Genomic DNA, 24,467 nt, shown 5'->3' on the forward strand with positions numbered 1-24,467 from the left:
GAAACAGGGCGTCCCCCCGCCGCCGTACGCCGGCCTCGGAAAGCGTGGCGGTCCTCCTGACCCGGGCCCGCCTCCTGGCCCGTCCGGGAGACACACCACGCGCCCCGGGTCGGCTCCGCCCGTCGGAGCCCGGCGCCCGGCCCGGTCCGCTGGACGGAGCGCCCGGCGCGCCCAGGACGTCAGGGGTGGTCGATGCGATGCGTGTACGAAGAGTCATGCAGGTGACGGTAGGGATCACCACCGTGCCGTGCGGGTCTCGCTCCCGTTCCGTGCACAAGGGCCCCTCTGTGGAAAACTCCGTCACTCCCCCGAGGGACGAACGGCCTCAGCGCGGCGAGACGACGACCGCCAGGAGCCCCGGTCCCGTGTGGGCGCCGATGACCGCCCCCACCTCGCTGACGTGGAGTTCCCCCATGCCGGGCACCCGCTCCCGGAGCCGGTCGGCGAGGACCGCGGCCCGCTCGGGCGCGGAGAGGTGGTGGACGGCGATGTCGACGGCGCCGGAGCCGGCACGCTCCACCGCGATCTCCTCCAGCCGTGCGATGGCCTTCGAGGCCGTCCGCACCTTCTCCCGCAGTTCGATCCGGCCGCCGTCGAGTTCGAGGAGCGGCTTCACCGCGAGCGCGGAGCCGAGCAGCGCCTGCGCGGCACCGATGCGCCCGCCTCGGCGCAGGTAGTCCAGGGTGTCGACGTAGAAGTAGGCGGAGGTGCCCGCCGCGCGCTTCTCGGCCGCCGCCACCGCCTCGTCGAGCGAACCGCCCGCCTCCGCGACCTGCGCCGCCGCCAGGACGCAGAACCCCAGCGCCATGCCGACCATGCGGGTGTCCACCACCCGTACGGGCACGGGGGCGTCCTTGGCGGCCAGCACGGCCGCGTCATGCGTGCCCGAGACCTCGGCGGAGAGATGGAGCGACACGATGCTCCGCGCGCCGGCCGCGGCGGCCACGCGATAGGCCTCGGCGAAGGTCTCGGGACTCGGCCGTGAGGTGGTGACGGCCCGCCTCTTCTGCAGGGCCTCCGCGAGGGCCTGCGCCGAGATCTCGTTGCCTTCCTCGAGAGCGCGGTCGCCGATGACGACGGTCAGCGGGACCGTGGTGATGGCGTGCCGCTCCCTCGTCTGGCGTGGCAGGTAGGCCGTGGAATCGGTGACGATCGCGACATGCCGGGACATGAGCGGGAGGTTACCCGCCGAGGCCGCCGCAGGGCAGCCCGGCCCCCCGTCAGGTGGTGGTCTCCGGGCGGGCCGACTTCTCCCAGGGGTAGGCGGTCCGCCGGGGATCGGGCGCGGTGATCGCGGACGGTTCGCCGCCGTCCCGCGAGGCTGCCTGACCGGACTGTCCCGACGCCCCGGTGGCGCTGTCGGAAGCGGCATCCGGCACCGGCCCCTGCGTCGTCTCCGGTTCGGTCCAGTGGCGCAGCGCGCCCGCCTCGACGTCGATCTGGGCGCTGAGCGTCGACAGGTCGTCCTCGGCGAACCTCACGGCCCGTTCCCTGGCGGCCCTGCGCAGTGCGTCGGCCGAGCTCGTGATGCGCTCGGTCCGCGCGGCGAGCTCGGGGAGCTGACCGGACACCCATGCCCGGTCCGGCTCCTTCTCGAGACGCTTGAGGTCCTCGTCCAACTCGCGCGCGTGCCCGCTGAGCCGGTGGAACAGGGCGAGCGACTCCTTCAGCGAGGCGTCCTCGCCGACACCGGCCTGCAGCGCCTCCTGGGTGGCCCGCATCGAGGTGCGCAGCGAGAGCCGCAGCCTGGCCAGCTCACCCGCCACCCCGGTCTGTCCGAAGCTCTTGGCCCTCAGCGTGGTGTCCTCGACCGTGCGCCTGGCCTGGTCCAGGGTGCGGTCGACCCCCCGCGCGGCGGCCTTGGCCGCCTTCACGGTGACGTAGGCCCCGAGCGCCACGAACGACAAGAAGAGCAGCGCCATGATCGTGATAATCGCGGCTTCCATGTGCGCGCCCCTCCGGCGTTCGTCGAGTCCCCACGGATGTGGTTCCTCCACCGTAAACGGAAGGGGCAGGCCAGGGGTTCCATCGGAACCCCCAACCTGCCCGTAGGGGAAACCCCCTATGCGGGGAAGCCCCTATGTCGGGCCCCGTCAGCCGGCGACGATGTTGACCAGCTTCGGCGCGCGCACGATCACCTTGCGGATCTCGGCGCCGCCGAGCGCGGCGACCACGTGCGGGTCGGCGAGCGCCAGCGTCTCGAGCTCGGCGTCCGTGATCGACGGCGAGACCTCCAGGCGGGCCTTGACCTTGCCCTTGATCTGCACGACGCAGGTGACGGTCTCGTCGACGACGTATGCCGGGTCGGCGACCGGGAAGCCCTGGTGGACGACCGAGTCGCTGTGGCCCAGCCTGCGCCACAGCTCCTCGGCGATGTGCGGGGCCAGCGGGGCGACGAGCAGCACCAGCTGTTCGGCGACCGGCCGGGAGAGCGCACCGCCGGACTTGGTCAGGTGGTTGTTCAGCTCGGTGATCTTGGCGATGGCGGTGTTGAAGCGCATCGCGACCATGTCCTGCGCGACACCGTCGATCGCCTTGTGCAGGGCACGCAGCGTGTCCTCGTCGGGCGCGGTGTCGACGACGGTGACCTCGCCGGTCGACTCGTCGACGATGTTGCGCCACAGTCGCTGCAGCAGCCGGTACTGGCCGATCACCGCGCGCGTGTCCCAGGGGCGCGACACGTCCAGCGGACCCATCGCCATCTCGTACAGGCGCAGGGTGTCGGCGCCGTACTCGGAGCAGATCTCGTCCGGCGTGACGGCGTTCTTCAGGGACTTGCCCATCTTGCCCAGGACGCGGCTGACCTTCTCGCCCTGGTACCAGAAGCCGCCGTCCCGCTCCTCGACCTCGGCCGCCGGCACGGCGATGCCGCGCGCGTCCCGGTACACGAAGGCCTGGATCATGCCCTGGTTGTAGAGCTTGTGGAACGGCTCGGCCGAGGAGATGTGGCCCAGGTCGAACAGCATCTTGGACCAGAAGCGCGCGTACAGCAGGTGCAGCACGGCGTGCTCGGCGCCGCCGACGTACAGGTCGACGCCACCGGTCGGCATGCCCTCGCGGGGGCCCATCCAGTACTGCTCGACGGCCGGGTCGACCAGCTTCTCGGAGTTGTGCGGGTCGAGGTAGCGCAGCTCGTACCAGCAGGAACCGGCCCAGTTGGGCATGGTGTTGGTCTCGCGGCGGTAGCGGCGCGGGCCGGTGCCGTCGCCGAGGTCCAGGGTGACGTTGACCCAGTCCTCGTTGCGGGACAGCGGGGTCTCCGGCTGGGTGTCCGCGTCGTTCGGGTCGAAGGTGCGCGGCGAGTAGTCCTCGACCTCGGGCAGCTCCAGCGGCAGCATCGACTCGGGCAGGGAGTGGGCGACGCCGTCCTCGTCGTAGACGATCGGGAAGGGCTCGCCCCAGTACCGCTGGCGGCTGAACAGCCAGTCGCGCAGCCGGAAGTTGACGGTGCCCTCGCCGATGCCGCGGTCGGCCAGCCAGGCAGTGATCTTCGCCTTGGCGTCGACGACGCCAAGGCCGTCCAGGGAGATCTCGTCGTTCGCGGAGTTGACCAGCTTCGCCTCGTAGGAGGCGAAGGCCTCGTCCCAGGTGGACGGGTCGGTGCCGCGGTCGTCGCTGGGCTCCACGACACAGCGCATCGGCAGCTCGAAGGCGCGCGCGAAGGCGAAGTCGCGGCTGTCGTGCGCCGGGACGGCCATGATGGCGCCGGTGCCGTAGCCCATCAGGACGTAGTCGGCGATGAAGACCGGGACCCGCTCGCCGCTGACCGGGTTGGTCGCGTACGCGCCGGTGAAGACGCCGGTCTTCTCCTTGGCGTCGGCCTGCCGCTCGACGTCGGACTTGGAGGCGGCCTGCTTGCGGTAGGCGTCGACTGCCTCGGACGGGGTGGCGTGCCCACCGGTCCACACGTCGTGGGTGCCCTCGGGCCAGACAGCCGGGACGATCTTCTCGACCAGATCGTGCTCGGGCGCCAGGACCATGTAGGTGGCGCCGAACAGGGTGTCCTGGCGGGTGGTGAAGACGGTGATGGCGCCGGTGTCGCCGACCTGGAAGTCGACGCGGGCGCCCTCGGAGCGGCCGATCCAGTTCCGCTGCTGCAGCTTGATGGCCTCGGGCCAGTCCAGCGCGTCCAGGTCGTCCAGCAGGCGGTCCGCGTAGGCGGTGATCCGCATGTTCCACTGGCGCAGCTTGGACTTGAAGACGGGGAAGTTGCCGCGCTCGGAGCGTCCGTCGGCGGTGACCTCCTCGTTGGCCAGGACCGTGCCCAGGCCGGGGCACCAGTTGACGGGCGCGTCGGAGGCGTACGCCAGGCGGTACTCGCCGAGGACGTCGGAGCGCTCGGCGGCGCTCAGCTCGCTCCACGCGCGCGTGGTGCCGGGAACGTCACGAGTGCCGTTCTCGAACTGCTCGATCAGCGCGGCGATCGGACGGGCCTTATTGGCCTCTTCGTCATACCAGGAGTTGAAGATCTGCAGGAAGATCCACTGGGTCCACTTGTAGTACTCCGGGTCGATCGTGGCGAACGACCGGCGCTTGTCGTGACCCAGACCCAGCCGGCGCAGCTGGACCTTCATGTTCTCCATGTTGGCCTCGGTGGACACGCGCGGGTGCGTGCCCGTCTGCACGGCGTACTGCTCGGCCGGCAGGCCGAAGGCGTCGAAGCCCAGGGTGTGCAGCACGTTGTGGCCGGTCATGCGCGCGTGGCGGGCGAAAACGTCCGTGGCGATGTAGCCGAGAGGGTGGCCGACGTGCAGACCCGCACCCGAGGGGTACGGGAACATGTCCATGATGAACTTCTTGGGCCGGGCGGCGATCACGGGGTCGCCCGCCAGGTCACCGGTGGGGTTCGGGGCCTCGTACGTGCCCTCGGCGTCCCAGAAGTCCTGCCAGCGTGCCTCGATGTCGGCGGCCATGGCCGCCGTGTAGCGATGCGGGGCCGCCGTCTCGGCGGCCGTATTGATCTCGGTCATGGTCCTTGAAGCTCCATCGATCGTCTCTGCCCACTGCCACGGACTGCCGTGAAATGAAAAATCCCCTCGCACAGGAGGGGACGCCGCGCCGACTCCGACAGGATGTCTGTCATCCGTCGGGACTGATCAGCGCGGCTCGGTAAGCAGAAGGCGTACGGCACGCATGGCGCCAGGGTACCGCAGGGCCCGCGGCGGCCGCACCGGCGTTCACGGGGTGGCGCCGCGCGTACGGGCGAGGGGGAGGGGAGAGTGGGGGCGGCCCACTGACCGTGGCGCCGAACACGAAGAAGCGGACCACCCGATCCGGGTGACCCGCTTTCTCTTCTGTGGAGCTAAGGAGAATTGAACTCCTGACCTCCTGCATGCCATGCAGGCGCTCTACCAACTGAGCTATAGCCCCTTGCTTGTTTCCGTCTCCGTTTCGGTTTCCCTCGCGGCGACAGACAGAACATTAACCGGCTCCCCGGCAGATCTCCAAATCGATTCTCGGAGCCCTTCTGACCTGCCGGGTAGGGTCGCCGACTGTGTCCGTCTCCGTGCTCTCCAAAACCCGCGCCCGGCCGTGGCCCCTGGCCACCGCCGCGGCGGTCTGCCTGCTCTCGTTCGCGGCCTTCTGGGTGGCGCAACGCCTCGCCCACGTGAACATGCTCGACGTGATGGTCTACCGGGCCGAGGGCGAGACGGTCCGGGCCGGCGGCGACCTGTACGCGATGCGCGCCACCTCCGCGAACCTCGGCATGACGTACCCGCCCTTCGCGGCTCTGCTGTTCGTCCCCCTGACCCTGGTGAGCGTGCCGCTGATGCGGACGCTGAGCACGGCGGGGAACCTGCTCCTCGTCGTCGCCCTGGTGCAGCTGTCGCTGCAGCTGGTCCGCCCTTCGCTGTCCCGTACGGACCTGTGGCGCACGACACTGTGGGTCGCCGCCGTCGTGGTCTGGTGCGAGCCGGTGTGGACGACCCTGCGGTACGGCCAGATCAACCTGCTCATAGCGGTGGCGGTGCTCTGGGACCTCACCCGCCGCCGGGACAGCCGATGGGCCGGGCTCGGCATCGGCCTGGCGACCGCGGTGAAGCTCACACCGGGCCTTTTCGTGGTCCTGCTGCTCGTCGCGGGTCTGCTGCTGTGGCGCCGTGACCGGGTCTGGAACACCTGGCTGCGCACGGCCGTGACGGCGACCGGCGTGTTCCTGGGAACGACGCTGGCCGTGGTGCTCGCGCTGCCGGCGGACTCGAAGCGGTTCTGGACGGAGACCCTGTTCGAGACCGGCCGGGTCGGCTTCGCCGAGGAGACCGCCAACCAGTCGATCCGAGGGGTCCTGGCCCGGCTGATGCACACCGACGACCCGGGCATGTGGTGGGCGGTGGCGGCGGCGGTCCTGGGCGGCGTGGCGATGGTGCTGGCGGTCCGGGCCGCGCTGCGCGGCGACAAGGCGGTGGCGGTGGTCGTCTGCGCGTTCACGGCGCTGATGATCAGCCCGATCTCCTGGTCCCACCACTGGGTCTGGTGCGTCCCCCTGCTGATCCTTCTCGCGGACCGCGCCACGCGCGCGTGGCCCGTGACGGGGGCCGTCGGCCTGGCCTTCGCCTCGTTCGCGCTGTGGTGGGTCCCGCACGACCCGGGCCGGCCCGAACTGGACCAGAACGCGGGTCAGATGGTGCTGTCCGCCGTCTATCCCCTGACGGCGACGGCGTTGCTCGTGGGGTACGTGCTGACGCTGCGGCGTCAGGCTCAGGCTCAGGCTCAGGCCGTGGCGAAGGAGTAGAACCGCTTGAGGGTGCAGTGCTCGTCGAGGAGCCGGCCGTAGATCGGCTCCCCCTCCAGCTCGCGGTACGTCTCGATGGGGTCGCCTTTTATGATCAGCGCCCGCGCGCACTCCTCGCACCAGTACTGGAACCCCGGGTTGACGGGGTCCATGTCGCGCACGATGGGCGTGCCGCTGCCGCACCAGTCGCATTTCCGCCTGTGTGCACCCATCAGTCAGCTCCAGCTGTGGCCGCAGGCCGTGCACCCATAGGACACCCCGCCGTTTTCGCCGAGCACTTGGGCCACCCTCCCGTCCGGATCCTCGTCCCCCTCCGGCCGTCCGATTCTGCCATGGCCCCGCAAGAGCGTCAGCGTGCTCGGCGTGCCGGTCCGGCCGCCGCCCCGACGATCGCGGCGCCGGCCAGGGCGAGCGTGGTCACCCAGAGCGCGCCCGCGGAGTCCCCCGCTCCGTCTCCGGCGGTCCCGCCGAGGAAGAGGGTGCCGAAGGCGGCCACCCCGATGAGCTGGCCGAGCTGGGTGACGGTGGCCAGCAGCCCGCTGGCGTCGGCCGCGTCCTCGGCCCGCACGGTGGCCAGGGCGCCGGTCAGGGCGGGGCTGAAGGCCAGCGCGATACCCGCTCCGAACACGCCCAGGGCCGGGTAGAGCCCCCAGCCACCCGTACCGCCGTCCTTGAGCAGCCCGCCGATGGCGACGGCCGCAGCGGCCGCGAGCAGGAATCCGCCCGGCACCAGCGCGCGGTGCAATCGGGCGGGCCAGCTCCGCCAGGTCAGTCCGACGGCGCCGAAGACGACGGCCGCGGGACCGAAGGTGAGTCCGGCGCGCAGGGCGCTGTGACCGAGACCGCCCTGCAGGTGCAGGGTGAGGGTGAACAGGAAGCCGGCGTTGACGCCCATGGCCACGGTGATCCAGAGGATCGCTCGCCCCATGCCGGGCAGGCGGAGGACGCGCGGGGCGATCAGCGGCGCGCCGCCGCGCCGGGCGAGCCGCGACTCGTACGCGCCGAGGAGGGCGAGGAGCACCAGGGAGCCGCCGAGCGAGAGCCGGGACCACAGCGGCCAGTCCTGTTCCTGGCCGAGGACCAGGGGCACGGTCAGCAGGGACACGGCGGCGCCGAGCAGGAGGAGGCCCGGCAGATCGAGGCCACGCGCGCGCGTGGGTCCTGTCGGGTTGTCGCAGGGCAGGACCCGGGCGCCGAGCACGAGCAGGCCGACGCCGATCGGGACGTTGACGAGGAAGACGGGCCGCCAGCCGGTGCCGAAGAGGTCGGCGCTCACCAGGACCCCGCCGACGACCTGCCCTGCGGCGGCGCCGGTGGCCAGGACCGCGGAGTAGGCGCTCAGCGCCCGGACCCGGCCTTCGCCGGTGAAGTTCCGCTGGATGAGGCTGAGCACCTGCGGGATCATCAGGGCCGCGCCCGCGCCCTGCGCGAGCCGGAAAGCGATCAACTGGCCGGGCCCGGTGGCGAGTCCGCAGGCGAGGGAGGCCGCGGTGAAGACGGCGAGGCCGCCGAGGTAGGCCCGCCGGTGCCCGAGCAGGTCGCCGAGGCGGGCTCCGGTGATCAGCAACACCGCGTAGGCGACGGTGTATCCGGCGACGACGAGCTGGAGTTCGGCCCCCGAGGCGTTGAGTTCCGCACGGAGCGTGGGCGCGGCGACGTTGACGATGAAGACGTCGAGGAGCGCCATGAACTGGGCGGCGAGCACCACGCCGAGCAGTGGTCCGGGGCGGTTGTCGGTGCCACCGTCTTTACTGAGTACGGGACGCGATGCGGTCGAGGTCATGCGTCGAGCGTGACCGCGATCGAATACGGGTAACGAGAGCCCGCTGATGCTGGTACTGACACCACCTGGCAACGGCGGCACGGGGACTCGACCATGGGGGTGTGACGATCGTGGCAGCAGCACCGACACAGCGGCGCCGGCGGCCGGAGCTGGCCGCGTTCCTGCGCAGCCGCCGGGCCAGGGTGACCCCGGAGGACGTGGGGATGCCGCCGGGCCTCCGCCGCCGTACGCCCGGGCTGCGCCGCGAGGAGGTCGCCCAGCTCTCCGGGGTCGGCGTCACCTGGTACACCTGGCTGGAGCAGGGCCGTCCGATCAACGCCTCCGCGCAGGTCCTCGACGCGGTCGCCCGCACGCTGCGCCTGGACCGGCCCGAGCGCGAGCACCTCTACCACCTGGCCGAGGTGCCGTACACCCCGGAGCGGTCGGCCGCGGACATCGCGGTGGTCAGTCCTGAGCTCCAGGGCATCCTCGACGCCCTCGACCCTCACCCGGCGGTGCTCTACAACGCGCGGTACGACGTGCTCGCGACCAACGCCATGTACGAGCGCCTCTTCTTCCAGGACGAACGAGGGGGACAGGACAGCCGGGGCGGACAGGCCATGGACACCGGCCCGTTCGGCATACGCAACGTGCTGTGGGCGCTCTTCACCTTGCCGGGAGCCACCTGCCCGCTGGTCGACCGGAAGCGGGAGCTGCCGCTGATGGTGGCCCAGTTGAGGGGCGCGTACGGACGCCATGTGGGTGAGCCCGCCTGGGAGGAGTTCGTACGGCGGCTCGCGGAGACCAGTGCGGAGTTCGCCCGGCTGTGGCGCAGTGGCGACGTGGTCCCGCCGGGGACGCGGGTGAAGGCCTTCCGCCACGAGCGGGTGGGCGAGGTGCGGTTGACCTCGGTCTCCCTCTCCGTCAACGGGATGCCGGAGTGCCGGATCGTGACGTACACGCCGAACGACGAGGAGAGCCGCCAGGGGCTCGCGGCTCTGCGCGAGGTGACGGAACGACGAATCCCGCCCCCTGCTGGGGACGGGATCCGGTGACTGTGGAGCTAAGGAGAATTGAACTCCTGACCTCCTGCATGCCATGCAGGCGCTCTACCAACTGAGCTATAGCCCCTCGTGTTCTTCGCGCTCTGCGCTGCGAACAAGAAGAACTTTAGCCTGTGACCTGCCGGAAAGTGAAATCCGGGCCCGGCAGGCCGGCCACGGGGCTCAGTCGTCGTCGCCGAGGACCGGCTCGGGCAGCGTGCCCGCGTTGTGCTCCATCAGGCGCCAGCCACGGGCGCCCTCACCGAGGACCGACCAGCAGCAGTTCGAGAGGCCACCGAGGCTCTCCCAGTGCTGGGACTCCAGGTCGAGAAGCCGGCCGATGGTGGTGCGGATCGTGCCGCCGTGACTCACCACGACGAGCGTGCCGTCCTCGGGAAGCTTGTCGGCGTGCTCCAGGACCACCGGGGCGGCCCGGTCGGCCACCTCGGTCTCCAGCTCGCCGCCGCCCCGGCGCACGGGCTCGCCGCGCTTCCAGGCGGCGTACTGCTCGCCGTACCGCGCGACGATCTCGTCGTGGGTCAGCCCCTGCCACTCCCCCGCGTACGTCTCACGCAGCGCGGAGTCGTGGGCGACGGCGTGTCCGGTGAGCGCGGCCAGCTCGGCGGCGGTGGCCGCCGCCCGCTTCAGGTCGGAGGCGACGATGGCGTCCGGCCTCAGCGAGGCGAGCAGCCGTGCGGCCCGGCGCGCCTGGGCGACGCCGGTCTCCGTCAGCTCGATGTCGGTCGAGCCCTGGAAGCGGCGCTCCAGGTTCCAGGAGGTCTGGCCGTGGCGCCAGAGGACGATGCGGCGGCCTCTGCCGCCCTTGGTGGTGCTCAGCGCAGCTCACCGTCCGCTTCGTCGGGGAGTCCGGCGGCGTGGTCGTTGAGGTCGACACCGGTCAGTTCGGCGTGCTCGGCGGCCTTGCCGCGGGTGTTGCGCGCGTCCTCGGGAAGCGGCAGCTCGGGGCAGTCCTTCCACAGCCGCTCCAGGGCGTAGAAGACCCGCTCCTCGCTGTGCTGGACGTGGACGACGATGTCGACGTAGTCCAGGAGGATCCAGCGGGCGTCGCGGTCGCCCTCGCGGCGGACGGGCTTGGCGCCGAGGTCCTTGTTCAGGCGCTCTTCGATCTCGTCGACGATCGACTTGACCTGGCGGTCGTTGGGCGCGGAGGCGAGCAGGAAGGCGTCGGTGATCGACAGCACATCACTGACGTCGTACGCGATGATGTCGTGCGCGAGCCGGTCTGCGGCCGCCTGAGCGGCGGCGTTGACGAGTTCGATAGAGCGATCCGTGGCGGTCACATGCAGGCTTTCGTCGGCGGTCCAGTACCCCTCCAGGGTCTCACGGACCGCCGACGGCCCCGCCAACGTTTTCCGGAGCGACTTTACGGAGCTCCCCGGACCTCGTAGTCCCGGCCCAGGACCACGGTGACCGCGGCCGATGCCGACGTCTTGCCCTTGACGACCGAGCGGGCCGGCAGACCCAGTGTCTTGGCGACCTCGACAGCCGTCGCCTTCTGGGCGTCGTCACCGTAGACGACCTGCGACTTCTCCTGGGTGGCCGTCTCCGAGCCGCCCACGAAGGCGTAGCCGCCGTTGATCAGGACGACCTTGGCCGCCTCGGTCGCCTCCTTCCCGGAACCGTCCCGCACGGAGACGCGGGGAACGTCGCCCGCCTCGGGAGCGGTGACCTTTCCGCCGAGGATGTCCTTCACCACACTGCCGCCGGCGTCCTCGGTCAGCGTGCCGTCCTGCGCGACCGGGAGCAGGGCCGTCTTGTGGTCGCCGATCTTGGCGTGCTCGGCGAGCCTGGCCAGGGAGGCGGCCAGGTCCTTCTCGGGGAGCGAGGGGTCGAGGATCTGCTGGAGGGTCTCGATGGTGACCGTGGCGGCCTCCGGGTCGGAGGAGATCTTCCGCAGCACGCCCAGCAGGACCTGCCCGAAGCGCTGGAGCTGCTTGGCCTCGGCCTCGCCGGGTGCCCGGTAGGTGGCGTAGGCGACGGCGGCGCGGCCGTTCAGCGCCTGCTTCTCGCCCTTCTTGACGAGCGGCTCGGCGCCCTTCTTGGTGTCGGGCACGTCCGTGTCGGTGTCCGTCTCGATACCGCTGACGGTCTCGACGAGGTTCTCCAGGTACGGGGTGTCCAGGCGCCAGGTGCCGGTGATCCGGGTACCGAGGAGGTTGTCGATGGCCTCCCGGGTCCCGCCGGCCCCGTCGTCCTCGACCGATTTGGCGAGGGTGGTCACGGAGCCGTCGCCGGCGGCGACGAGGACGGAGTTGGGGAGCAGGACCGTGGTGCCCTGTCGGGTGCTCGTGTTGTTCACGAGCAGGGCGGTGGAGGTGCCGCCGCTCTTGAGGTCGTGCAGGTGGATGACGATCGTGTCGCGCTTCTGCGGGCCGGTCGCGGTGTTCCCCTGCGGCTTCTCCTCGGACGAGCCGGGGAGGAGGCCCGCGGACCAGAGGTAGCCGACGCCGCCCACGACCGCGAGGACGAGCACGACGACGAGTGCGACGATCCGGTTGCGACCGCGCCGCCTGGCCTCCTCGCGCCGTTCCGAGCGGCTCTCGGTGAACTTCAGCCAGTCGATGACGTCCTCGGAGTCCTCGTCCGGTTCCTCGATGAACGAGAACTGCTCGGTGCGGTACTCCCGCCCGTCGCCATGACCATGGCCGTCGCCGTCGCCGTCGCCGTCGGCGGACGGCCGGGCCGGAGCGGTCCGGTCGGACGCGGGACGCTGCCCGGGGACGCCGGCCGGGGCGGCGACGGGCGCGGCAGGTGCCGAGGGGGCGACCGGTGCGGCCTGTGCGGGGGCGGGCTCGGCCTGGGCGGCCCACTGCTGCCCCGTGTCGTAGGAGGGGTAGGCGTAGCCCTGCTGCCCGTAGGGGTCGTACGGGTCGTACGACTGCTGCTGGGGCGGCTGAGGCTGCTGCTGGGGCTGTTGCTGCGGCTGCTGCTGGGCGTAGGGGTCGTATCCGTACCCCTGCTGCGACTGCTGCTGGCCGTAGGGGTCGTAGTGCTGCCCGGGCGCCTGCTGCGGCGCCTGCTGCTGGTACACCGGCTGCCCGTACTCGTCGTAGCCGATGATCTGCGGCTGCGGATAGTACGGGTCGTACGGATGCTGCTGATCGTTCACCGGTGCCCCTCCCCGAAGCTCACGCGCCGCGGTACAACTGGCGCTTGTCGATGTAGCGCACCACGCCGTCCGGGACCAGATACCAGACGGGATCGCCCTGCGCGACCCTGGCCCGGCAGTCGGTGGAGGAGATGGCGAGCGCGGGGACCTCGACCAGCGACACCCCGCCCTTGGGCAGTCCGTCGTCGGTGAGGTCGTGGCCCGGCCGGGTGACGCCGATGAAGTGGGCGAGCGAGAACAGCTCCTCGGCGTCGCGCCAGGTGAGGATCTGCGAGAGGGCGTCGGCCCCGGTGATGAAGAAGAGGTCCGAGTCGGTGTTGAGGGCGTGCAGGTCCCGCAGGGTGTCGATGGTGTAGGTCGCACCGCCGCGGTCGATGTCGATCCGGCTGACCGAGAACTGCGGGTTGGACGCCGTCGCGATGACCGTCATCAGATAGCGGTCCTCCGGGGCCGACACGGCCCTGTCGCTCTTCTGCCACGGCTGCCCGGTCGGCACGAACACCACCTCGTCCAGGTGGAACAGGGCGGCGACCTCACTGGCCGCCACCAGGTGTCCGTGGTGGATCGGGTCGAAGGTCCCGCCCATCACCCCGAGTCGGCGCTTCCCGCGCCCGCCAGTAGGCATTTCCTGCTCTCCCATGCGTGCAGAGCCTACTGGCACGGCAGCGGACGCCTGATCAGGGTCGCCGGTTCAGCGGTCGCGGTTGAAGCGGGTCGTGATCCACAGCAGCAGCATCAGGGCACCGAAGGCGCCGAAGCCGGTGAGGTAGGGGCTGAGGCTTTCGTGGTTGCCGCCGTGCTCGGCGCCCTCGGCGAGAGAGACCAGGTTGGCGGCGGTGCTGTGGAGGCTCATCTTCGACAGACCTATCGATCGGGGATGGGAGCGGAGACTTCGCGCACATCGTATGCGGGCCGTCCTGACACACTCACGCCGACTCAGGCGTTGGCGTCCCGCCGCGTGCCGCCGTCCGCGCCGCCGCCCACGCTGCCGTCCGCCGCGGTGCCGGGGTTATCCACAGGCTCCGGCACGCGAGGGCGCCAACGCCTAGGCTGAGGTGCGTCAGGGGGACGAGCACCGACTCGTACGAACAGGGGGCATCCATGACCGAGAACGACCAGGGGAACGTGCCGAGCAGGCAGCGGAAGCGGTTCCCCGGCATCTCCTCGCGGGCCTACGAGCATCCGGCCGACCGCTCGGCGCTGGTGGCGCTGCGCAAGCTCAGCGGCTTCGACACGGTCTTCAAGGCGCTCAGCGGGCTGCTGCCCGAGCGCAGCCTGCGACTTCTCTTCCTCTCGGACTCCGTCCGGGTGAGCGACGCGCAGTTCAGCCATCTCAACGACATGCTGCGGGACGCCTGTTACATCCTGGACCTGGAGAAGGTCCCGCCGATGTACGTGACGCAGGACCCGAAGCCCAACGCCATGTGCATCGGTCTGGACGAGCCGATCATCGTCGTCACCACCGGTCTGGTGGAGCTCCTCGACGAGGAGGAGATGCGCGCGGTCGTCGGCCACGAGGTCGGACACGCCCTCTCCGGGCACTCCGTGTACCGCACGGTGCTGCTCTTCCTCACCGGCCTGGCGCTCAAGATCGCCTGGATCCCGCTGGGGAACGTGGCGATCATGGCCATCGTCACGGCGCTGCGCGAGTGGTTCCGGAAGTCGGAGCTCTCCGCCGACCGGGCCGGGCTCCTCGTCGGACAGGACCCGCAGGCCTCGATGCGGGGTCTGATGAAGATCGCGGGCGGCAACCACCTCCACGAGATGAACGTGGACGCGTTCCTCGCGCAGGCCGACGAGTACGAGAAGGCCGGGGACCTGCGGGACTCGGTCCTGAAGATCCTCAACGTGCTGCCGCGCACGCACCCCTTCACCACCGTCCGGGCGGCGGAGCTGAGGAAGTGGTCGGAGAGCCGCGACTTCCAGCGGATCATGGACGGTCACTACCCGAAGCGCTCGGAGGACAAGGACACCTCGGTCACGGACTCCTTCCGCGAGTCGGCGGGGCATTACGCCGACACGGTGCGGACCAGCAAGGATCCGCTGATGAAGCTCGTCGGGGACATAGCCGGGGGCGCCGGTGACCTGGCGGGCGACCTGGGCGGCCGGCTGCGCAGCCGGTTCGGCGGCGGTCAGGGCCCGGCGAAGCCGGCCGACGGCGGAGCTGCGGCCGCGGACGACAAGGGCGGCGAAGGCGGTCCGCGGAGCGCCTCCGGGGACGGTCAGAGCGAGGGCTGAGCCCTCGGGGCCAGCGCCCCGCACAGCGAGGGCGCGGCGGGGCGGCCCGTGGCGTAGGGGTCGGTGACCGCCGGGCCGCCGTCCCCCTCGGGGACCCGTGCTCCGGCGAGGAGCGGCTTCAGGGCGCCGGTGGTGTCCGCGCCGCACGCCTGGGGGCCCGCCTCGACGGTGCTGGTCATCAGCTCGGCCCGGTGCATGCGCAGGTCCTCCCGGTCGAAGCGGAAGTGCATCTCGCGGTGGACGGTGAAGAGGGACGCCTCGGCGACCGGTCCCGCGCCCTGGACGGCCGGGCGTACGGCGTAGGTGTACGTGTGGTCGGCGGTGACGTCCAGCGTGTCGGGGCTGGTCTCCTCGAAGCGGAGGGTGCCCTGCACGCGGACGGCGGGGTCCGCGAGGGCCACCTGCCGCGGGTCGAAGCGGACGAGCCAGCCGGCGAGGGCGTGGCGGCCGTCGTCGGCCGGTGCCTCGACGCTCCGGTCGAACTGCTGCAGCTGGTCCGGGTCGATCAGCAGGCGCGCGGGCCGCACGGTCGCCCCGGACAGCACGTCGGGTTCGAGGGACGAGGCCACCAGGTAGTCCTTGGCGATGCTGAGGGCGGTGACGACCTGGCTCTCCGCGAAGTGGGTGGTGCGTCCGACGACGGGCAGGTTGATGCCGGCGGCCCCGGTGCGGTACTCGGCGGCCGGGCTGTGGTCGAAGAGTCGGGCGGGCGCGCCGCCCACGACGGGGCCCTGGGGGGCGAGCGGGACCACGGCGGTCCTGAGCGGCTCGGCCCGCTGGTCGACGGGGGGCTGGTACGGGTTGCGGACGCCCAGGTAGATGGCGGTGCCGAAGGCGAGGAGGATCAGCAGGACGAGCAGGACGGCCTGGCGGGAGGCGCTGCGGCCCTCCCCGGAGCCGGCGTACGTGCGGCTGCGGACGGCCTGGGAGTGCTCACCCAGCCGTTCCTGGGCCGAGAACTCCTGGAGGCGGGCAGCACGGATGAACGCCTCGTCGAAGACGACGGATCGGTATTCGTCCTCACCACCGCCGGGGAACCCCTCGGGCGTCCCCTCAGGCGGGTCGCCACGCCCTGCCATACCTTCAGGGTAGGTCTGCGGGGGCCTCGGTAAACGCCCAGGTACACGCCGAGTTCGGAAGAATCCGCCGTCAGGGCTACTGGGCGGGCTACTCGGCGGACGCCGACCGGGCCACAGGTTCGCGGGCGGCCGGTGGGACCGGTGGGGCCGGGTTCGGACTCGGGGTGTCGACGCCGGTGGTGGCCGGCGGGGGGACCTGGTCCTGGCGGTTGGCGGCGGCTCCCCGGTAGACGGCGCTGAAGGCCAGGGCGACCATGCCGATCCCCATCAGGAGCGCGAGGAGCCAGGCGACGGGCCGGTGCCAGCGCGGGCTGCCCCGGTAGGGCCGCAGGGCGCCGCCGTGGCGTCCGTAGGGGCTGGCGTCGTCACCGATGTCGTCGGGCTCGTAGGTGAGGCCGGTGTGGTCGTGGGGGCCCTCGTAGGGGTCGTCCTCGCCCGGTCCGCCGCCGGCACGGGCCCGGGCGGCCTCCGCCTCTGCGCGGGCCTGGGCGGCGGCGAGGAGGCGCTCCACGGCGGTCGGCTCGTGAACGGCCGCGGCCCGCACGAAGTCCTCGTCGAACACCACGTCGGCGTAGACCTCGTCGGCGCCTCCGCGGTCGACAGAGTCCTCGGGGTCCCCGCCGTCCTGGAACGGCCTGCCCCCCACGTCGTCCGGCACGGATTCAGAGTAGACCCGCGAGGTGGATTTGGGCAGGGAGATGCGAGACCTCCCCGCCCGTACCGAAAGGAGTGTTTACCGCACGTGACCGTCACCGGTGACGATGTACTTGGTCGAGGTCAGCTCCGGAAGGCCCATGGGGCCCCGGGCGTGCAGCTTCTGGGTGGAGATCCCGATCTCCGCGCCGAAGCCGAACTGTCCGCCGTCCGTGAACCGGGTGGAGGCGTTCACGGTCACCGTGGTGGAGTCGACCAGCTGGGTGAAGCGGCGGGCCGCGGCCTGCGAGGTGGTGACGATCGCCTCGGTGTGGCCGGAGGACCACGTCCGGATGTGCTCGACGGCCTTGTCGAGGGAGTCGACGACGGCGGCGGCGATGTCGTACGACAGGTACTCGGTCTCCCAGTCCTCGGTCGTAGCCGGTACGACGGTGGCCTTGGAGCCCTCCGCGAGGGCGAGGACCCGCTCGTCGGCGTGGACGGTGACACCGGCCTCCGCGAGGGCGTCGAGGGCCCTCGGCAGGAAGGCCGCGGCGACGTCCTGGTGGACGAGGAGGGTCTCGGCCGCGTTGCAGACGCTGACCCGGTGGGCCTTGGAGTTGATCAGGATGTCGACGGCCATGTCGAGGTCGGTCTGCGCGTCGACGTAGACGTGGCAGTTGCCGGTGCCGGTCTCGATGACGGGGACGCTGGACTCCTCGACGACCGTCTTGATCAGGGAGGCGCCGCCGCGCGGGATGAGCACGTCGACGAGGCCGCGGGCGCGCATCAGCTCGCGGACCGACTCACGGGACTCGCCGGGGACGAGCTGGATGGCGTCGGCGGGCAGGCCGGCCCCGCCGACGGCGTCGCGCAGGACCCTCACCAGGGCGTTGTTGGAGGCGTAGGCGGAGGACGAGCCGCGGAGCAGGACGGCGTTGCCGGACTTGAGGCAGAGGGCCGCGGCGTCGACGGTGACGTTGGGGCGGGCCTCGTAGATGATGCCGACGACGCCGAGCGGCACGCGGACCTGGCGCAGGTCGATGCCGTTGGGGAGGGTCGAGCCTCGGACGACCTCGCCGACGGGGTCGGGCAGCGCGGCGACGTCGCGGACGTCGGCGGCGATGGCGCGGACGCGCTCGGGGGTGAGGGTGAGCCGGTCGATGATCGCCTCGCTGGTCCCGGCTTCGCGGGCCTTGGCGATGTCCTCGGCGTTGGCCTCGACGATCTCGGCGGTGCGGACTTCGAGGGCATCCGCGATCGCCAGCAGGGCGTCGTCCTTGGCCGCGCGCGGGAGTGGCGCGATTTCGGCGGCGGCGCCACGGGCCCGGTAGGCGGCCCGGGTGACCGGGGAGAGGTTGTCGAGGGGCGTGAGCGAGGTCATGCCCGCAGGGTACTGGCAGCCCTGCGGACATCCCTCACGTATCCCGCACTCCGAGACGTGCGTCCCCGACGGCGAGACGACTGTCCCGGGGGAAGCGCCTTCGCCGGTCAGCGGTCAGCCGGTCAGGTCAGCGGTCAGCCGGCCAGGTCAGCGGTCAGCCGGTCAGTACGGGTGGACGCCGACCGGAGCGGCGGGCGGCGGGCCGTAGCCCTCCGCGATCCGCTGGTGGTAGGTCTCGCGGTCGATGACCTCGAGACCGACGATCTCCCATGGCGGCAGCTTGGCGGTCTGCCGGTGCTCGCCCCAGAGGCGCAGGGCGACGGCCGCGGCGTCGTGCAGGTCGCGGGCCTCCTCCCAGTACCTGATCTCGGCGTGGTCGTTGGCGTACCGGCTGGTCAGCAGGAAGGGGTGGTCGTGGGCCAGCTGTTCGAGCCCGCGGCGCACCTCCTTCAGCGGCGACTCCACACCCGACACGCTGAGGGTGATGTGCCAGAGTTTGGACACGGGCTGTTCCCTGACGCGTGCCTCACGCGTCTCGCGAACCTCTCGTGTCTCGGTGGTGGTCTCGGTCTTTCTGTCCGTGGACCTGTCCCGTGCCTCGTCGAAGTCGGCTCCGGCCTCGACACTGGTCAGGGCGCGTTCGGCAGTCCCTCGGGGCGGTGCCCCTGGGCGCGCTCGTCTCACCGGCGGCCTCCTGTGTGATGCGTGTGGTGCTGTACCCCGCCCTGCTCTCTTACCCCCGAGACAAAGTTGACCAGTCCGAGGCGGCACTTGGGGCGGTTTTGGTAAACGTCCCTTCCGGATGGCCGCACTTTCAGCCGTTTCAGGAGGGGAGCGAGGGTCAGCGGATGACGACCAGGTCGTCGCGGTGGACGACCTCGCGGTCGTACTCGGGCCCGAGCGCCTTGGCGAGCTCGGGGGTGGAGCGCCCGAGCATCCGGGGCATCTCCTTGGCGTCGAAGTTGACGAGGCCGCGGGCGACGGCGCGGCCCGCGGTGTCGCGGAGTTCGACGGGGTCGCCGGCCACGAAGTCGCCCTCGACGCCCGCGACACCGGCCGCGAGCAGGGACTTCTTGCCCTCGACGACCGCTCGCACGGCTCCGTCGTCCAGGGTGAGGGAGCCCTGCGGGGTGGAGGCGTGGGCGAGCCAGAGGAGCCGGTCGGCGGAGCGGCGGCCGGTGCGGTGGAAGTACGTGCCGGTGTCACGGCCGGCGAGGGCGTCGGCGGCGCGGCTCGCGGAGGTGAGGACCACCGGGATACCGGCGGCCGCGGCGATCCTGGCGGCCTCGACCTTGGTGACCATGCCGCCGGTGCCGACGCCCGCCTTGCCAGCCGAGCCGATCTCCACGTGGGCGATGGACTCGGGCCCGGTGACCTCCGTGATCCTCGACGTGCCGGGCTTGGACGGGTCCCCGTCGTAGAGACCGTCGACGTCGGAGAGCAGGACGAGCAGGTCGGCGCGGACCAGATGCGCGACGAGGGCGGCGAGCCGGTCGTTGTCGCCGAAGCGGATCTCGTCCGTGGCGACGGTGTCGTTCTCGTTGACGACGGGCAGCGCGCCCATCGCGAGGAGCTGGTCGAGGGTCCGGTACGCGTTGCGGTAGTGCGCGCGCCGGCTCGTGTCGTCGGTGGTGAGGAGGACCTGTCCGACGCGGACGCCGTAGCGGGCGAAGGAGGCGGTGTAGCGGGCGACGAGGAGGCCCTGGCCGACGCTGGCGGCGGCCTGCTGACGGGCCAGGTCCTTGGGGCGGCGGGTGAGGCCGAGCGGGGCGAGACCCGCGGCGATGGCGCCGGAGGAGACGAGGACGATCTCCTTCTCGCCACCGCTGCGCACCTTGGCGAGCACGTCGACGAGGGCGTCGACGCGGTCGGCGTCGAGTCCCCCGGAGGCCGTGGTGAGCGAGGACGAGCCGACCTTGACGACGATCCTGCGGGCCTCCGTCACGTACTGCCTTGCCACGTCCGTCTGTCCCGTCACCCGCGTCGTCACCTGTGCCGCCACCTGCGTCGTCCTCACTCGGCTTTCCCGCGCGCCGCACGCTTCTCGCCGGCCGCGGCTGCCAGGCAATCTACGCGAGCCGGGAGGGCCGCCGCTCGTCCGTTTCGGTCCCTGGACCCGAGGCGGCGGGATCCGTCCCGGAGTTCCGGGGGACGAGGATCCGCTGGGAGATGAGGTAGGTGAACGGGATGGCGACGACCGCCGCGACGAGTGGCGCGATCCTGTCGTCCATTCCGGCCCAGGTGACGAGCGCGTACAGACCGACGCTCTGCACCAGGTAGTTGGTGACGTTGGTGAGGGGGAAGAGGGCGAACTTCTTCCAGGTCGGGCGGGTGCGGTAGGTGAAGTAGGTGTTGAGGAAGAAGGAGCCGATCATGCTGAGGAGGAAGGCGAGGGAGTACGCGGCGAAGTACGGCATCCAGGGGTGGAGCAGCAGGTAACACCCGAAGAAGGTACCGGTGTTGACACCGCCGACCAGCGCGAAGCGGAAGATCTCGGCGAACCGTGCGCGCCGCGCCGTGCCAGGGCCGTCGCCCATCAGTGCTCCCGCTCGGTGGCCGGGACGCGGATCCGCTCGGCGGCGGCGCGTTCGGCGGCCCCGCGTCCGAAGGAGCGGTGGGTCTCCTTCACGAGGAAGTGCGGCCGGCGTTTGGTCTCGTAGTAGATGCGGCCGATGTACTCCCCGATCAGCCCCAGCATCACCATCTGCACGCCCCCGAGACCGACGATGATCGCGACCAGGGTGACGTATCCGGGGGCGGTGACGCCCTGGCTCAGGGCGGCGGCGGTCACCCAGACGGCGTAGACGGCGGCGAGGCCGGTGAGCATCATCCCGAGCCAGAGGGCGATGCGCAGCGGACGGTTGTTGAAGGAGATCAGCCCGTCCATGCCGTAGTTGACCAGGGAGCTGAACTTCCACTTCGTCTCACCGCCCTCGCGTGCGGCGTTCTGGTAGTCGAAGGTGACGGTGTCGAAGCCGATCCAGGAGAAGAGCCCCTTGGAGAAGCGGTTGTACTCCGGCAGCGAGAGCAGGGCGTCGACGGCGGGGCGGGACAGCAGCCGGAAGTCGCCGACGCCGTCGGTGAGTTCCACGTCGACCCAGCGGTTGACGGCCCGGTAGTACACGCGGCTGAGCGCGGAGCGGAGCTTCTTGTCCCCTTCGCGGGTCCGGCGCGCCATGACCTGGTCGTGGCCCTGGTGGTGCAGGTCCAGCATGCGCGCGAGGAGCTCGGGCGGGTGCTGGAGGTCGGCGTCCATGATGACGACGGCGTCACCGGTGGACTTGCGGAGGCCGGCGAGCATGGCGGCCTCCTTGCCGAAGTTGCGGCTGAAGGAGGCGTACTGGGTCCGGTGCGGGTGCCGGGCGGCGATGGCGCGGAGCTTGTCCAGCGTTCCGTCGGAGCTGCCGTCGTCGACGTAGCAGATCTCGTAGCCGACCGGCAGGGTGTCGAGCACCTGACGCATCCGGGCGTCGAAGCGGTCGACGACGTCCTCCTCGTTGAAGCAGGGGACGACGACGGAAAGCCTGGTCATGAACGGTCACTCCAGAGGGATGGGCGAGAGTACGTCCTGAGGGACCGCCACCGAACTCTCCTTCGAGCAGCGCGGCCAGGGTACGGAGTGGCGGTGACCGCCCGGCGTCTCCCGAGTGGCCACCCCCCGTCGGCATGTCGTCCATGCAGCAAAGCATGCGCTCCAGATATTGATATACCTGGCATTTTTACACCATTTGTCACCCATAGCGACGACCCACGGGCCGGCGGGAGCGATCACGGTGAGCAGGACGACCATCTCGGAACGCGGTGACGCACGGAGACCGGAGGACGGAGAGGACACCGACCCCGACACCGACGGCGACACCGGTCACGGGGGCCGGCTGCGCCGGGCGCTGGGCGGGGTCGCCCTCGTCGTCGCCGCCGGCACCGGGGCGCTCCTCGCGGTCGGCGCCTTCCTCGGCTTCTACGTACGCCCCACGTCCGACGACTGGTGCGCCCTCTGGAAGAGCCGGGACATGGGCGTCCTCGGCATCACCGCGGACTTCTACCGCACCCAGAACGGGCGCGTCACCAACGCCTTCCTGACGGGTCTGCTCTACTCCGACGACATGCGCGGGCCGAAACTGCTGCCCGCGTTCCTCGTGGTCGCGCTCGGCCTCGGCCTGTTCCTCCTCGCCCGGGAGGTGCTGCGCGCCCTGCGACTGCCGCTCCCGGTCGTGGCGACCGTGGCGGCGGTCCTGATGCTCGAAGCACTGCTGTTCTTCGCCGGTACGCGCGCGTACCAGGTCCTGCTCTGGGCGCCGGCCACGATCTCCCACACCGTGCCGAGCGTGATCGGGCTCTGGACCGTGCTCGGCGCCGTCTGGGCCGCGCGGCGCGGTGTGCGGTGGGCCAGGAGCGCGGCGGTGGTCTCGGTGCTCCTGATCGGGGCGGCGGTCGGCATGCTGAGCGAACCGTTCGCCCTGGTGGCCGGGGTGTTCGCGGTCACCGTGGGCATCCTCTGCCTGCCCCGGTTCGGCTGGGCGCGGGACCGGTACGTGTCCACCTGGTGCTCGGCGGCCTGCCTCGGGCTCCTCTGCGGCCTCGTCCTCCTCTACACCTCACCGGGCGCGCGCTGGCGCCGTGCTCAGCGTCCGCAGGAGCATCTGTCGGCCGAGGGGATCGGAGAGGCGCTTCGCGACTGGTGTCGCCTCTGGCTGACGGTCGGCGGCCAGTGGGCCTACCTGGGAGCGGTCGCCGTCGGCGCGCTGCTCGGCCTGGCGCTCGCCGCGACCGGCCCCTGCCTGGCCGGGAGCGCCCGGCGCCGCCCCACGGGCCTCCCCCCGCGCGCCCTGCTCCGCATCGCCGTCCTCCTGCCGCTGCCGCTGATCGCCCTCGCCTCCCTGGCCGTCGTCTTCGGACTGCGCAGCGGCTACGGAGACGGCGGCTGGTCGTACGGCCGGGCCTGGGTGAGCTTCCTCCTGCCGCTACTGCTCGCCCTCTGTGCGTACGGGGCGTGGGGCGGCCACCTTCTCGGACGGCGCCTCCTGGCGCCCGCCCGCCCCCGCCCCGCCGGGCGTGTCGCCGTCCTCGTGGCGGTCGGCGCGGTCGCCGTCGGCAGCACGGCCGCCCTGGTGCGGCCGGTGTACGACCTGACCACGAGCACGGTGGTGCGCGCCGTCGCCTGGGACCGCCAGGACGCACGCATCCGGGAGGAGGTGGCGGCGGGCGCCCGCGAGGTCGCGTACCAGCCTCTCCTCATCGGACTCCTCACCGAACCCCTCTTCGCGTCCTCGTACGAGCGGGACTGGGCGGCGCGGTGCACGGCCACGTACTACGGCGTGGACCGCATCCACCGGCCCTGAGACCTGCGGACAGGCGAAAGCGGGGCGCCCCGGACCCGGGGCGCCCCGCTTTCGAGAAGAGCGTCGACCGTCAGACGGCCGCGCGGGCCGCGCGGTTCGCGCCCCAGCCCTCCCAGGCCGAGCTGATCATGGTGCGGACGTCGTGCTGCGCCTTCCAGCCCAGCTCGGACTCGATGCGCTCCGCCGAAGCCACCACACGGGCCGGGTCGCCCGGGCGGCGCGGGGTGACCACGGGCTCGACGCTGTGCCCGGTGATCTCGTTGATCAGGTCGACCATCTCGCGCACCGACACGCCCTCGCCGCGCCCGATGTTCAGGGTCAGCGTGGCGGTCTCGCCGGCCTCGCCCGCCGCGGCGAGCGCACGGGCGGCGGCCAGGTGCGCGTCCGCGATGTCGGCGACGTGGATGTAGTCGCGGATGCAGGTGCCGTCCGGCGTCGGGTAGTCGTCACCGAAGATGCGCGGGGACTCGCCGGCGTCGAGACGCTCGAAGACCATCGGCACCAGGTTGAAGACGCCGGTGTCGGCGAGCTCGGGGGTCGCCGCGCCCGCCACGTTGAAGTAGCGCAGGCAGGCCGTGGACAGGCCGTGGGCCTTGCCTACGGCGCGCGCCATCCACTCGCCGACGAGCTTGGTCTCGCCGTACGGGCTGAGGGGCAGGCACTCGGTGTCCTCGGTGACGAGGTCCACGTCGGGCATGCCGTAGACGGAGGCGGAGGAGGAGAAGAGGAAGCTCTTCACGCCCGCGGAGGCCGCCGCGTCCAGGATGGTCTGGAGACCCGTCACGTTCTCGTGGTAGTAGAACAGCGGCTTCTCGACGGACTCGCCGACCTGCTTCTTGCCGGCCAGGTGGACGATGCCCTTGATCTGGTGCTCGCGCAGCACGCGGTCGAGGAACGCGCGGTCGAGGACCGTGCCCTCTTCGAGGACGATGCCCTCGGGAAGACGCGCCGGGTTGCCGGTGCTGAGGTCGTCGACCACGACGACGTGCTCGCCGCCCTCGGTCATTGCTTTGACGACGTGGGAACCGATGTAACCGGCGCCGCCGGTGATGAGCCAGGTCATTCCGACAGTGTAGCCACAGCCTCCGGGCCCTCCCGGAGGCCGGGAAGTGGCCCCGGACACGCC

General features: G+C 71.4%; 22 protein-coding genes and 2 tRNA genes. 4 read left to right on the forward strand and 20 right to left on the reverse strand.

The genetic code is table 11. From position 1 onward, the window contains the following. Window positions 1–325 precede the first annotated feature (325 nt). From IO20_RS0106860 to IO20_RS0106875, 4 genes are all read right to left on the reverse strand, one after another. Window positions 326–1,171 (reverse strand): DegV family protein, encoded by an 846-nt coding sequence (locus tag IO20_RS0106860; protein ID WP_030550457.1) that lies wholly within the window; start codon window positions 1,169–1,171, stop codon window positions 326–328. A gap of 49 nt (window positions 1,172–1,220) precedes the next feature. Next, entirely contained in the window at window positions 1,221–1,946 is a 726-nt protein-coding gene (locus IO20_RS0106865) for a hypothetical protein (RefSeq protein ID WP_030550460.1), read from the reverse strand. 147 nt (window positions 1,947–2,093) lie between these two features. Further along, the gene (leuS, locus tag IO20_RS0106870; protein WP_030550462.1) at window positions 2,094–4,970 is read right to left on the reverse strand and encodes a leucine--tRNA ligase; all 2,877 of its coding nucleotides are present in this window, start codon (window positions 4,968–4,970) and stop codon (window positions 2,094–2,096) included. A 327-nt stretch (window positions 4,971–5,297) separates the two neighbouring features. Next, window positions 5,298–5,370: transfer RNA gene (locus IO20_RS0106875), tRNA-Ala, on the reverse strand. Window positions 5,371–5,494: 124 nt separating this feature from the next. Here IO20_RS0106875 and IO20_RS0106880 point away from each other — a divergent pair. After that, entirely contained in the window at window positions 5,495–6,733 is a 1,239-nt protein-coding gene (locus tag IO20_RS0106880) for a glycosyltransferase 87 family protein (RefSeq protein ID WP_030550463.1), read from the forward strand. On the opposite strand, the gene IO20_RS0106885 is transcribed toward IO20_RS0106880, so the two are convergent. Both IO20_RS0106885 and IO20_RS0106890 read right to left on the reverse strand, forming a co-directional pair. Next, a complete protein-coding gene (locus IO20_RS0106885) occupies window positions 6,712–6,945 on the reverse strand; it encodes a hypothetical protein (RefSeq protein WP_015033559.1) in 234 nt (77 codons plus the stop codon). The two genes, IO20_RS0106880 and IO20_RS0106885, sit on opposite strands and share 22 nt — an antisense overlap. 137 nt (window positions 6,946–7,082) lie before the next feature. After that, entirely contained in the window at window positions 7,083–8,516 is a 1,434-nt protein-coding gene (locus IO20_RS0106890) for an MFS transporter (RefSeq protein ID WP_211270349.1), read from the reverse strand. Between the two features lie 101 nt (window positions 8,517–8,617). Between IO20_RS0106890 and IO20_RS0106895 the strand changes: the two genes are divergently transcribed. Further along, entirely contained in the window at window positions 8,618–9,550 is a 933-nt protein-coding gene (locus tag IO20_RS0106895) for a helix-turn-helix transcriptional regulator (RefSeq protein WP_030550475.1), read from the forward strand. A gap of 3 nt (window positions 9,551–9,553) precedes the next feature. Here IO20_RS0106895 and IO20_RS0106900 read toward each other — a convergent pair. The 6 genes from IO20_RS0106900 to IO20_RS40675 form a co-directional block, all read right to left on the reverse strand. Then, window positions 9,554–9,626, reverse strand: a tRNA-Ala gene (locus IO20_RS0106900). Window positions 9,627–9,721: 95 nt separating this feature from the next. After that, window positions 9,722–10,375 carry a histidine phosphatase family protein gene (locus IO20_RS0106905; protein WP_030550477.1) on the reverse strand — a complete coding sequence of 218 codons (654 nt, stop codon included), beginning with the start codon at window positions 10,373–10,375 and terminating at the stop codon, window positions 9,722–9,724. Then, window positions 10,372–10,839 (reverse strand): ribosome silencing factor, encoded by a 468-nt coding sequence (rsfS, locus tag IO20_RS0106910; RefSeq protein ID WP_037630646.1) that lies wholly within the window; start codon window positions 10,837–10,839, stop codon window positions 10,372–10,374. Before rsfS ends, IO20_RS0106905 begins: the two co-directional genes overlap by 4 nt. Before the next feature lie 83 nt (window positions 10,840–10,922). Continuing rightward, on the reverse strand, window positions 10,923–12,668 hold the full coding sequence (locus IO20_RS0106915; protein WP_030550480.1) for an LCP family glycopolymer transferase: 1,746 nt from the start codon (window positions 12,666–12,668) through the stop codon (window positions 10,923–10,925). A gap of 19 nt (window positions 12,669–12,687) precedes the next feature. Beyond that, on the reverse strand, window positions 12,688–13,308 hold the full coding sequence (gene nadD, locus IO20_RS0106920) for a nicotinate-nucleotide adenylyltransferase (RefSeq protein WP_030217516.1): 621 nt from the start codon (window positions 13,306–13,308) through the stop codon (window positions 12,688–12,690). 51 nt (window positions 13,309–13,359) lie between these two features. Then, the gene (locus IO20_RS40675; protein WP_030550482.1) at window positions 13,360–13,521 is read right to left on the reverse strand and encodes a hypothetical protein; all 162 of its coding nucleotides are present in this window, start codon (window positions 13,519–13,521) and stop codon (window positions 13,360–13,362) included. A gap of 248 nt (window positions 13,522–13,769) precedes the next feature. On the opposite strand from IO20_RS40675, the gene IO20_RS0106930 reads away from it, so the two are divergent. Next, the gene (locus IO20_RS0106930) at window positions 13,770–14,906 is read left to right on the forward strand and encodes a M48 family metallopeptidase (RefSeq protein ID WP_030550484.1); all 1,137 of its coding nucleotides are present in this window, start codon (window positions 13,770–13,772) and stop codon (window positions 14,904–14,906) included. On the opposite strand, the gene IO20_RS0106935 is transcribed toward IO20_RS0106930, so the two are convergent. The 7 genes from IO20_RS0106935 to IO20_RS0106965 all read right to left on the reverse strand — a co-directional run bounded on the left by IO20_RS0106935 (window position 14,891) and on the right by IO20_RS0106965 (window position 21,534). Continuing rightward, a complete protein-coding gene (locus IO20_RS0106935; protein ID WP_030550487.1) occupies window positions 14,891–15,985 on the reverse strand; it encodes an SCO2583 family membrane protein in 1,095 nt (364 codons plus the stop codon). The two genes, IO20_RS0106930 and IO20_RS0106935, sit on opposite strands and share 16 nt — an antisense overlap. 88 nt (window positions 15,986–16,073) lie before the next feature. Continuing rightward, the gene (locus IO20_RS0106940; RefSeq protein ID WP_030550489.1) at window positions 16,074–16,643 is read right to left on the reverse strand and encodes an SCO2584 family spore wall biosynthesis protein; all 570 of its coding nucleotides are present in this window, start codon (window positions 16,641–16,643) and stop codon (window positions 16,074–16,076) included. 75 nt (window positions 16,644–16,718) lie between these two features. Beyond that, window positions 16,719–18,002, reverse strand: a complete 1,284-nt coding sequence (locus tag IO20_RS0106945) for a glutamate-5-semialdehyde dehydrogenase (protein WP_030550491.1) — start codon at window positions 18,000–18,002, stop codon at window positions 16,719–16,721. Window positions 18,003–18,164: 162 nt separating this feature from the next. Continuing rightward, window positions 18,165–18,686, reverse strand: coding sequence for a hypothetical protein (locus IO20_RS0106950; protein ID WP_030217537.1), 522 nt, complete (start codon window positions 18,684–18,686; stop codon window positions 18,165–18,167). Window positions 18,687–18,843: 157 nt separating this feature from the next. Beyond that, the gene (proB, locus tag IO20_RS0106955) at window positions 18,844–19,947 is read right to left on the reverse strand and encodes a glutamate 5-kinase (protein ID WP_030550493.1); all 1,104 of its coding nucleotides are present in this window, start codon (window positions 19,945–19,947) and stop codon (window positions 18,844–18,846) included. 124 nt (window positions 19,948–20,071) lie between these two features. Continuing rightward, window positions 20,072–20,539 carry a GtrA family protein gene (locus IO20_RS36295; protein WP_030550495.1) on the reverse strand — a complete coding sequence of 156 codons (468 nt, stop codon included), beginning with the start codon at window positions 20,537–20,539 and terminating at the stop codon, window positions 20,072–20,074. After that, window positions 20,539–21,534 carry a glycosyltransferase family 2 protein gene (locus IO20_RS0106965; RefSeq protein ID WP_030550497.1) on the reverse strand — a complete coding sequence of 332 codons (996 nt, stop codon included), beginning with the start codon at window positions 21,532–21,534 and terminating at the stop codon, window positions 20,539–20,541. Before IO20_RS0106965 ends, IO20_RS36295 begins: the two co-directional genes overlap by 1 nt. 241 nt (window positions 21,535–21,775) lie before the next feature. Between IO20_RS0106965 and IO20_RS0106970 the strand changes: the two genes are divergently transcribed. After that, window positions 21,776–23,341 carry a DUF6056 family protein gene (locus IO20_RS0106970; RefSeq protein WP_030550498.1) on the forward strand — a complete coding sequence of 522 codons (1,566 nt, stop codon included), beginning with the start codon at window positions 21,776–21,778 and terminating at the stop codon, window positions 23,339–23,341. A 70-nt stretch (window positions 23,342–23,411) separates the two neighbouring features. On the opposite strand, the gene galE is transcribed toward IO20_RS0106970, so the two are convergent. Beyond that, window positions 23,412–24,404 carry a UDP-glucose 4-epimerase GalE gene (gene galE, locus IO20_RS0106975; protein WP_030550499.1) on the reverse strand — a complete coding sequence of 331 codons (993 nt, stop codon included), beginning with the start codon at window positions 24,402–24,404 and terminating at the stop codon, window positions 23,412–23,414. Between the last annotated feature and the right edge of the window lie 63 nt (window positions 24,405–24,467).

Origin of the sequence: Streptomyces exfoliatus, from assembly GCF_000725545.1 — a bacterium.
GTDB classification, from domain to species: Bacteria; Actinomycetota; Actinomycetes; order Streptomycetales; family Streptomycetaceae; genus Streptomyces; species Streptomyces exfoliatus.

What these genes read in the sequence shown, in the direction of transcription:
- IO20_RS0106860 (WP_030550457.1), bottom strand. Translation starts at nt 1,171, where the DNA reads ATGTCCCGGCATGTCGCGATCGTCACCGATTCCACGGCCTACCTGCCA.
- IO20_RS0106865 (WP_030550460.1), bottom strand. Translation starts at nt 1,946, where the DNA reads ATGGAAGCCGCGATTATCACGATCATGGCGCTGCTCTTCTTGTCGTTC.
- leuS (WP_030550462.1), bottom strand. Translation starts at nt 4,970, where the DNA reads ATGACCGAGATCAATACGGCCGCCGAGACGGCGGCCCCGCATCGCTAC.
- IO20_RS0106885 (WP_015033559.1), bottom strand. Translation starts at nt 6,945, where the DNA reads ATGGGTGCACACAGGCGGAAATGCGACTGGTGCGGCAGCGGCACGCCC.
- IO20_RS0106890 (WP_211270349.1), bottom strand. Translation starts at nt 8,516, where the DNA reads ATGACCTCGACCGCATCGCGTCCCGTACTCAGTAAAGACGGTGGCACC.
- nadD (WP_030217516.1), bottom strand. Translation starts at nt 13,308, where the DNA reads ATGGGAGAGCAGGAAATGCCTACTGGCGGGCGCGGGAAGCGCCGACTC.
- IO20_RS40675 (WP_030550482.1), bottom strand. Translation starts at nt 13,521, where the DNA reads ATGAGCCTCCACAGCACCGCCGCCAACCTGGTCTCTCTCGCCGAGGGC.
- IO20_RS0106930 (WP_030550484.1), top strand. Translation starts at nt 13,770, where the DNA reads ATGACCGAGAACGACCAGGGGAACGTGCCGAGCAGGCAGCGGAAGCGG.
- IO20_RS0106935 (WP_030550487.1), bottom strand. Translation starts at nt 15,985, where the DNA reads ATGGCAGGGCGTGGCGACCCGCCTGAGGGGACGCCCGAGGGGTTCCCC.
- IO20_RS0106945 (WP_030550491.1), bottom strand. Translation starts at nt 18,002, where the DNA reads ATGACCTCGCTCACGCCCCTCGACAACCTCTCCCCGGTCACCCGGGCC.
- IO20_RS36295 (WP_030550495.1), bottom strand. Translation starts at nt 20,539, where the DNA reads ATGGGCGACGGCCCTGGCACGGCGCGGCGCGCACGGTTCGCCGAGATC.
- IO20_RS0106965 (WP_030550497.1), bottom strand. Translation starts at nt 21,534, where the DNA reads ATGACCAGGCTTTCCGTCGTCGTCCCCTGCTTCAACGAGGAGGACGTC.
- galE (WP_030550499.1), bottom strand. Translation starts at nt 24,404, where the DNA reads ATGACCTGGCTCATCACCGGCGGCGCCGGTTACATCGGTTCCCACGTC.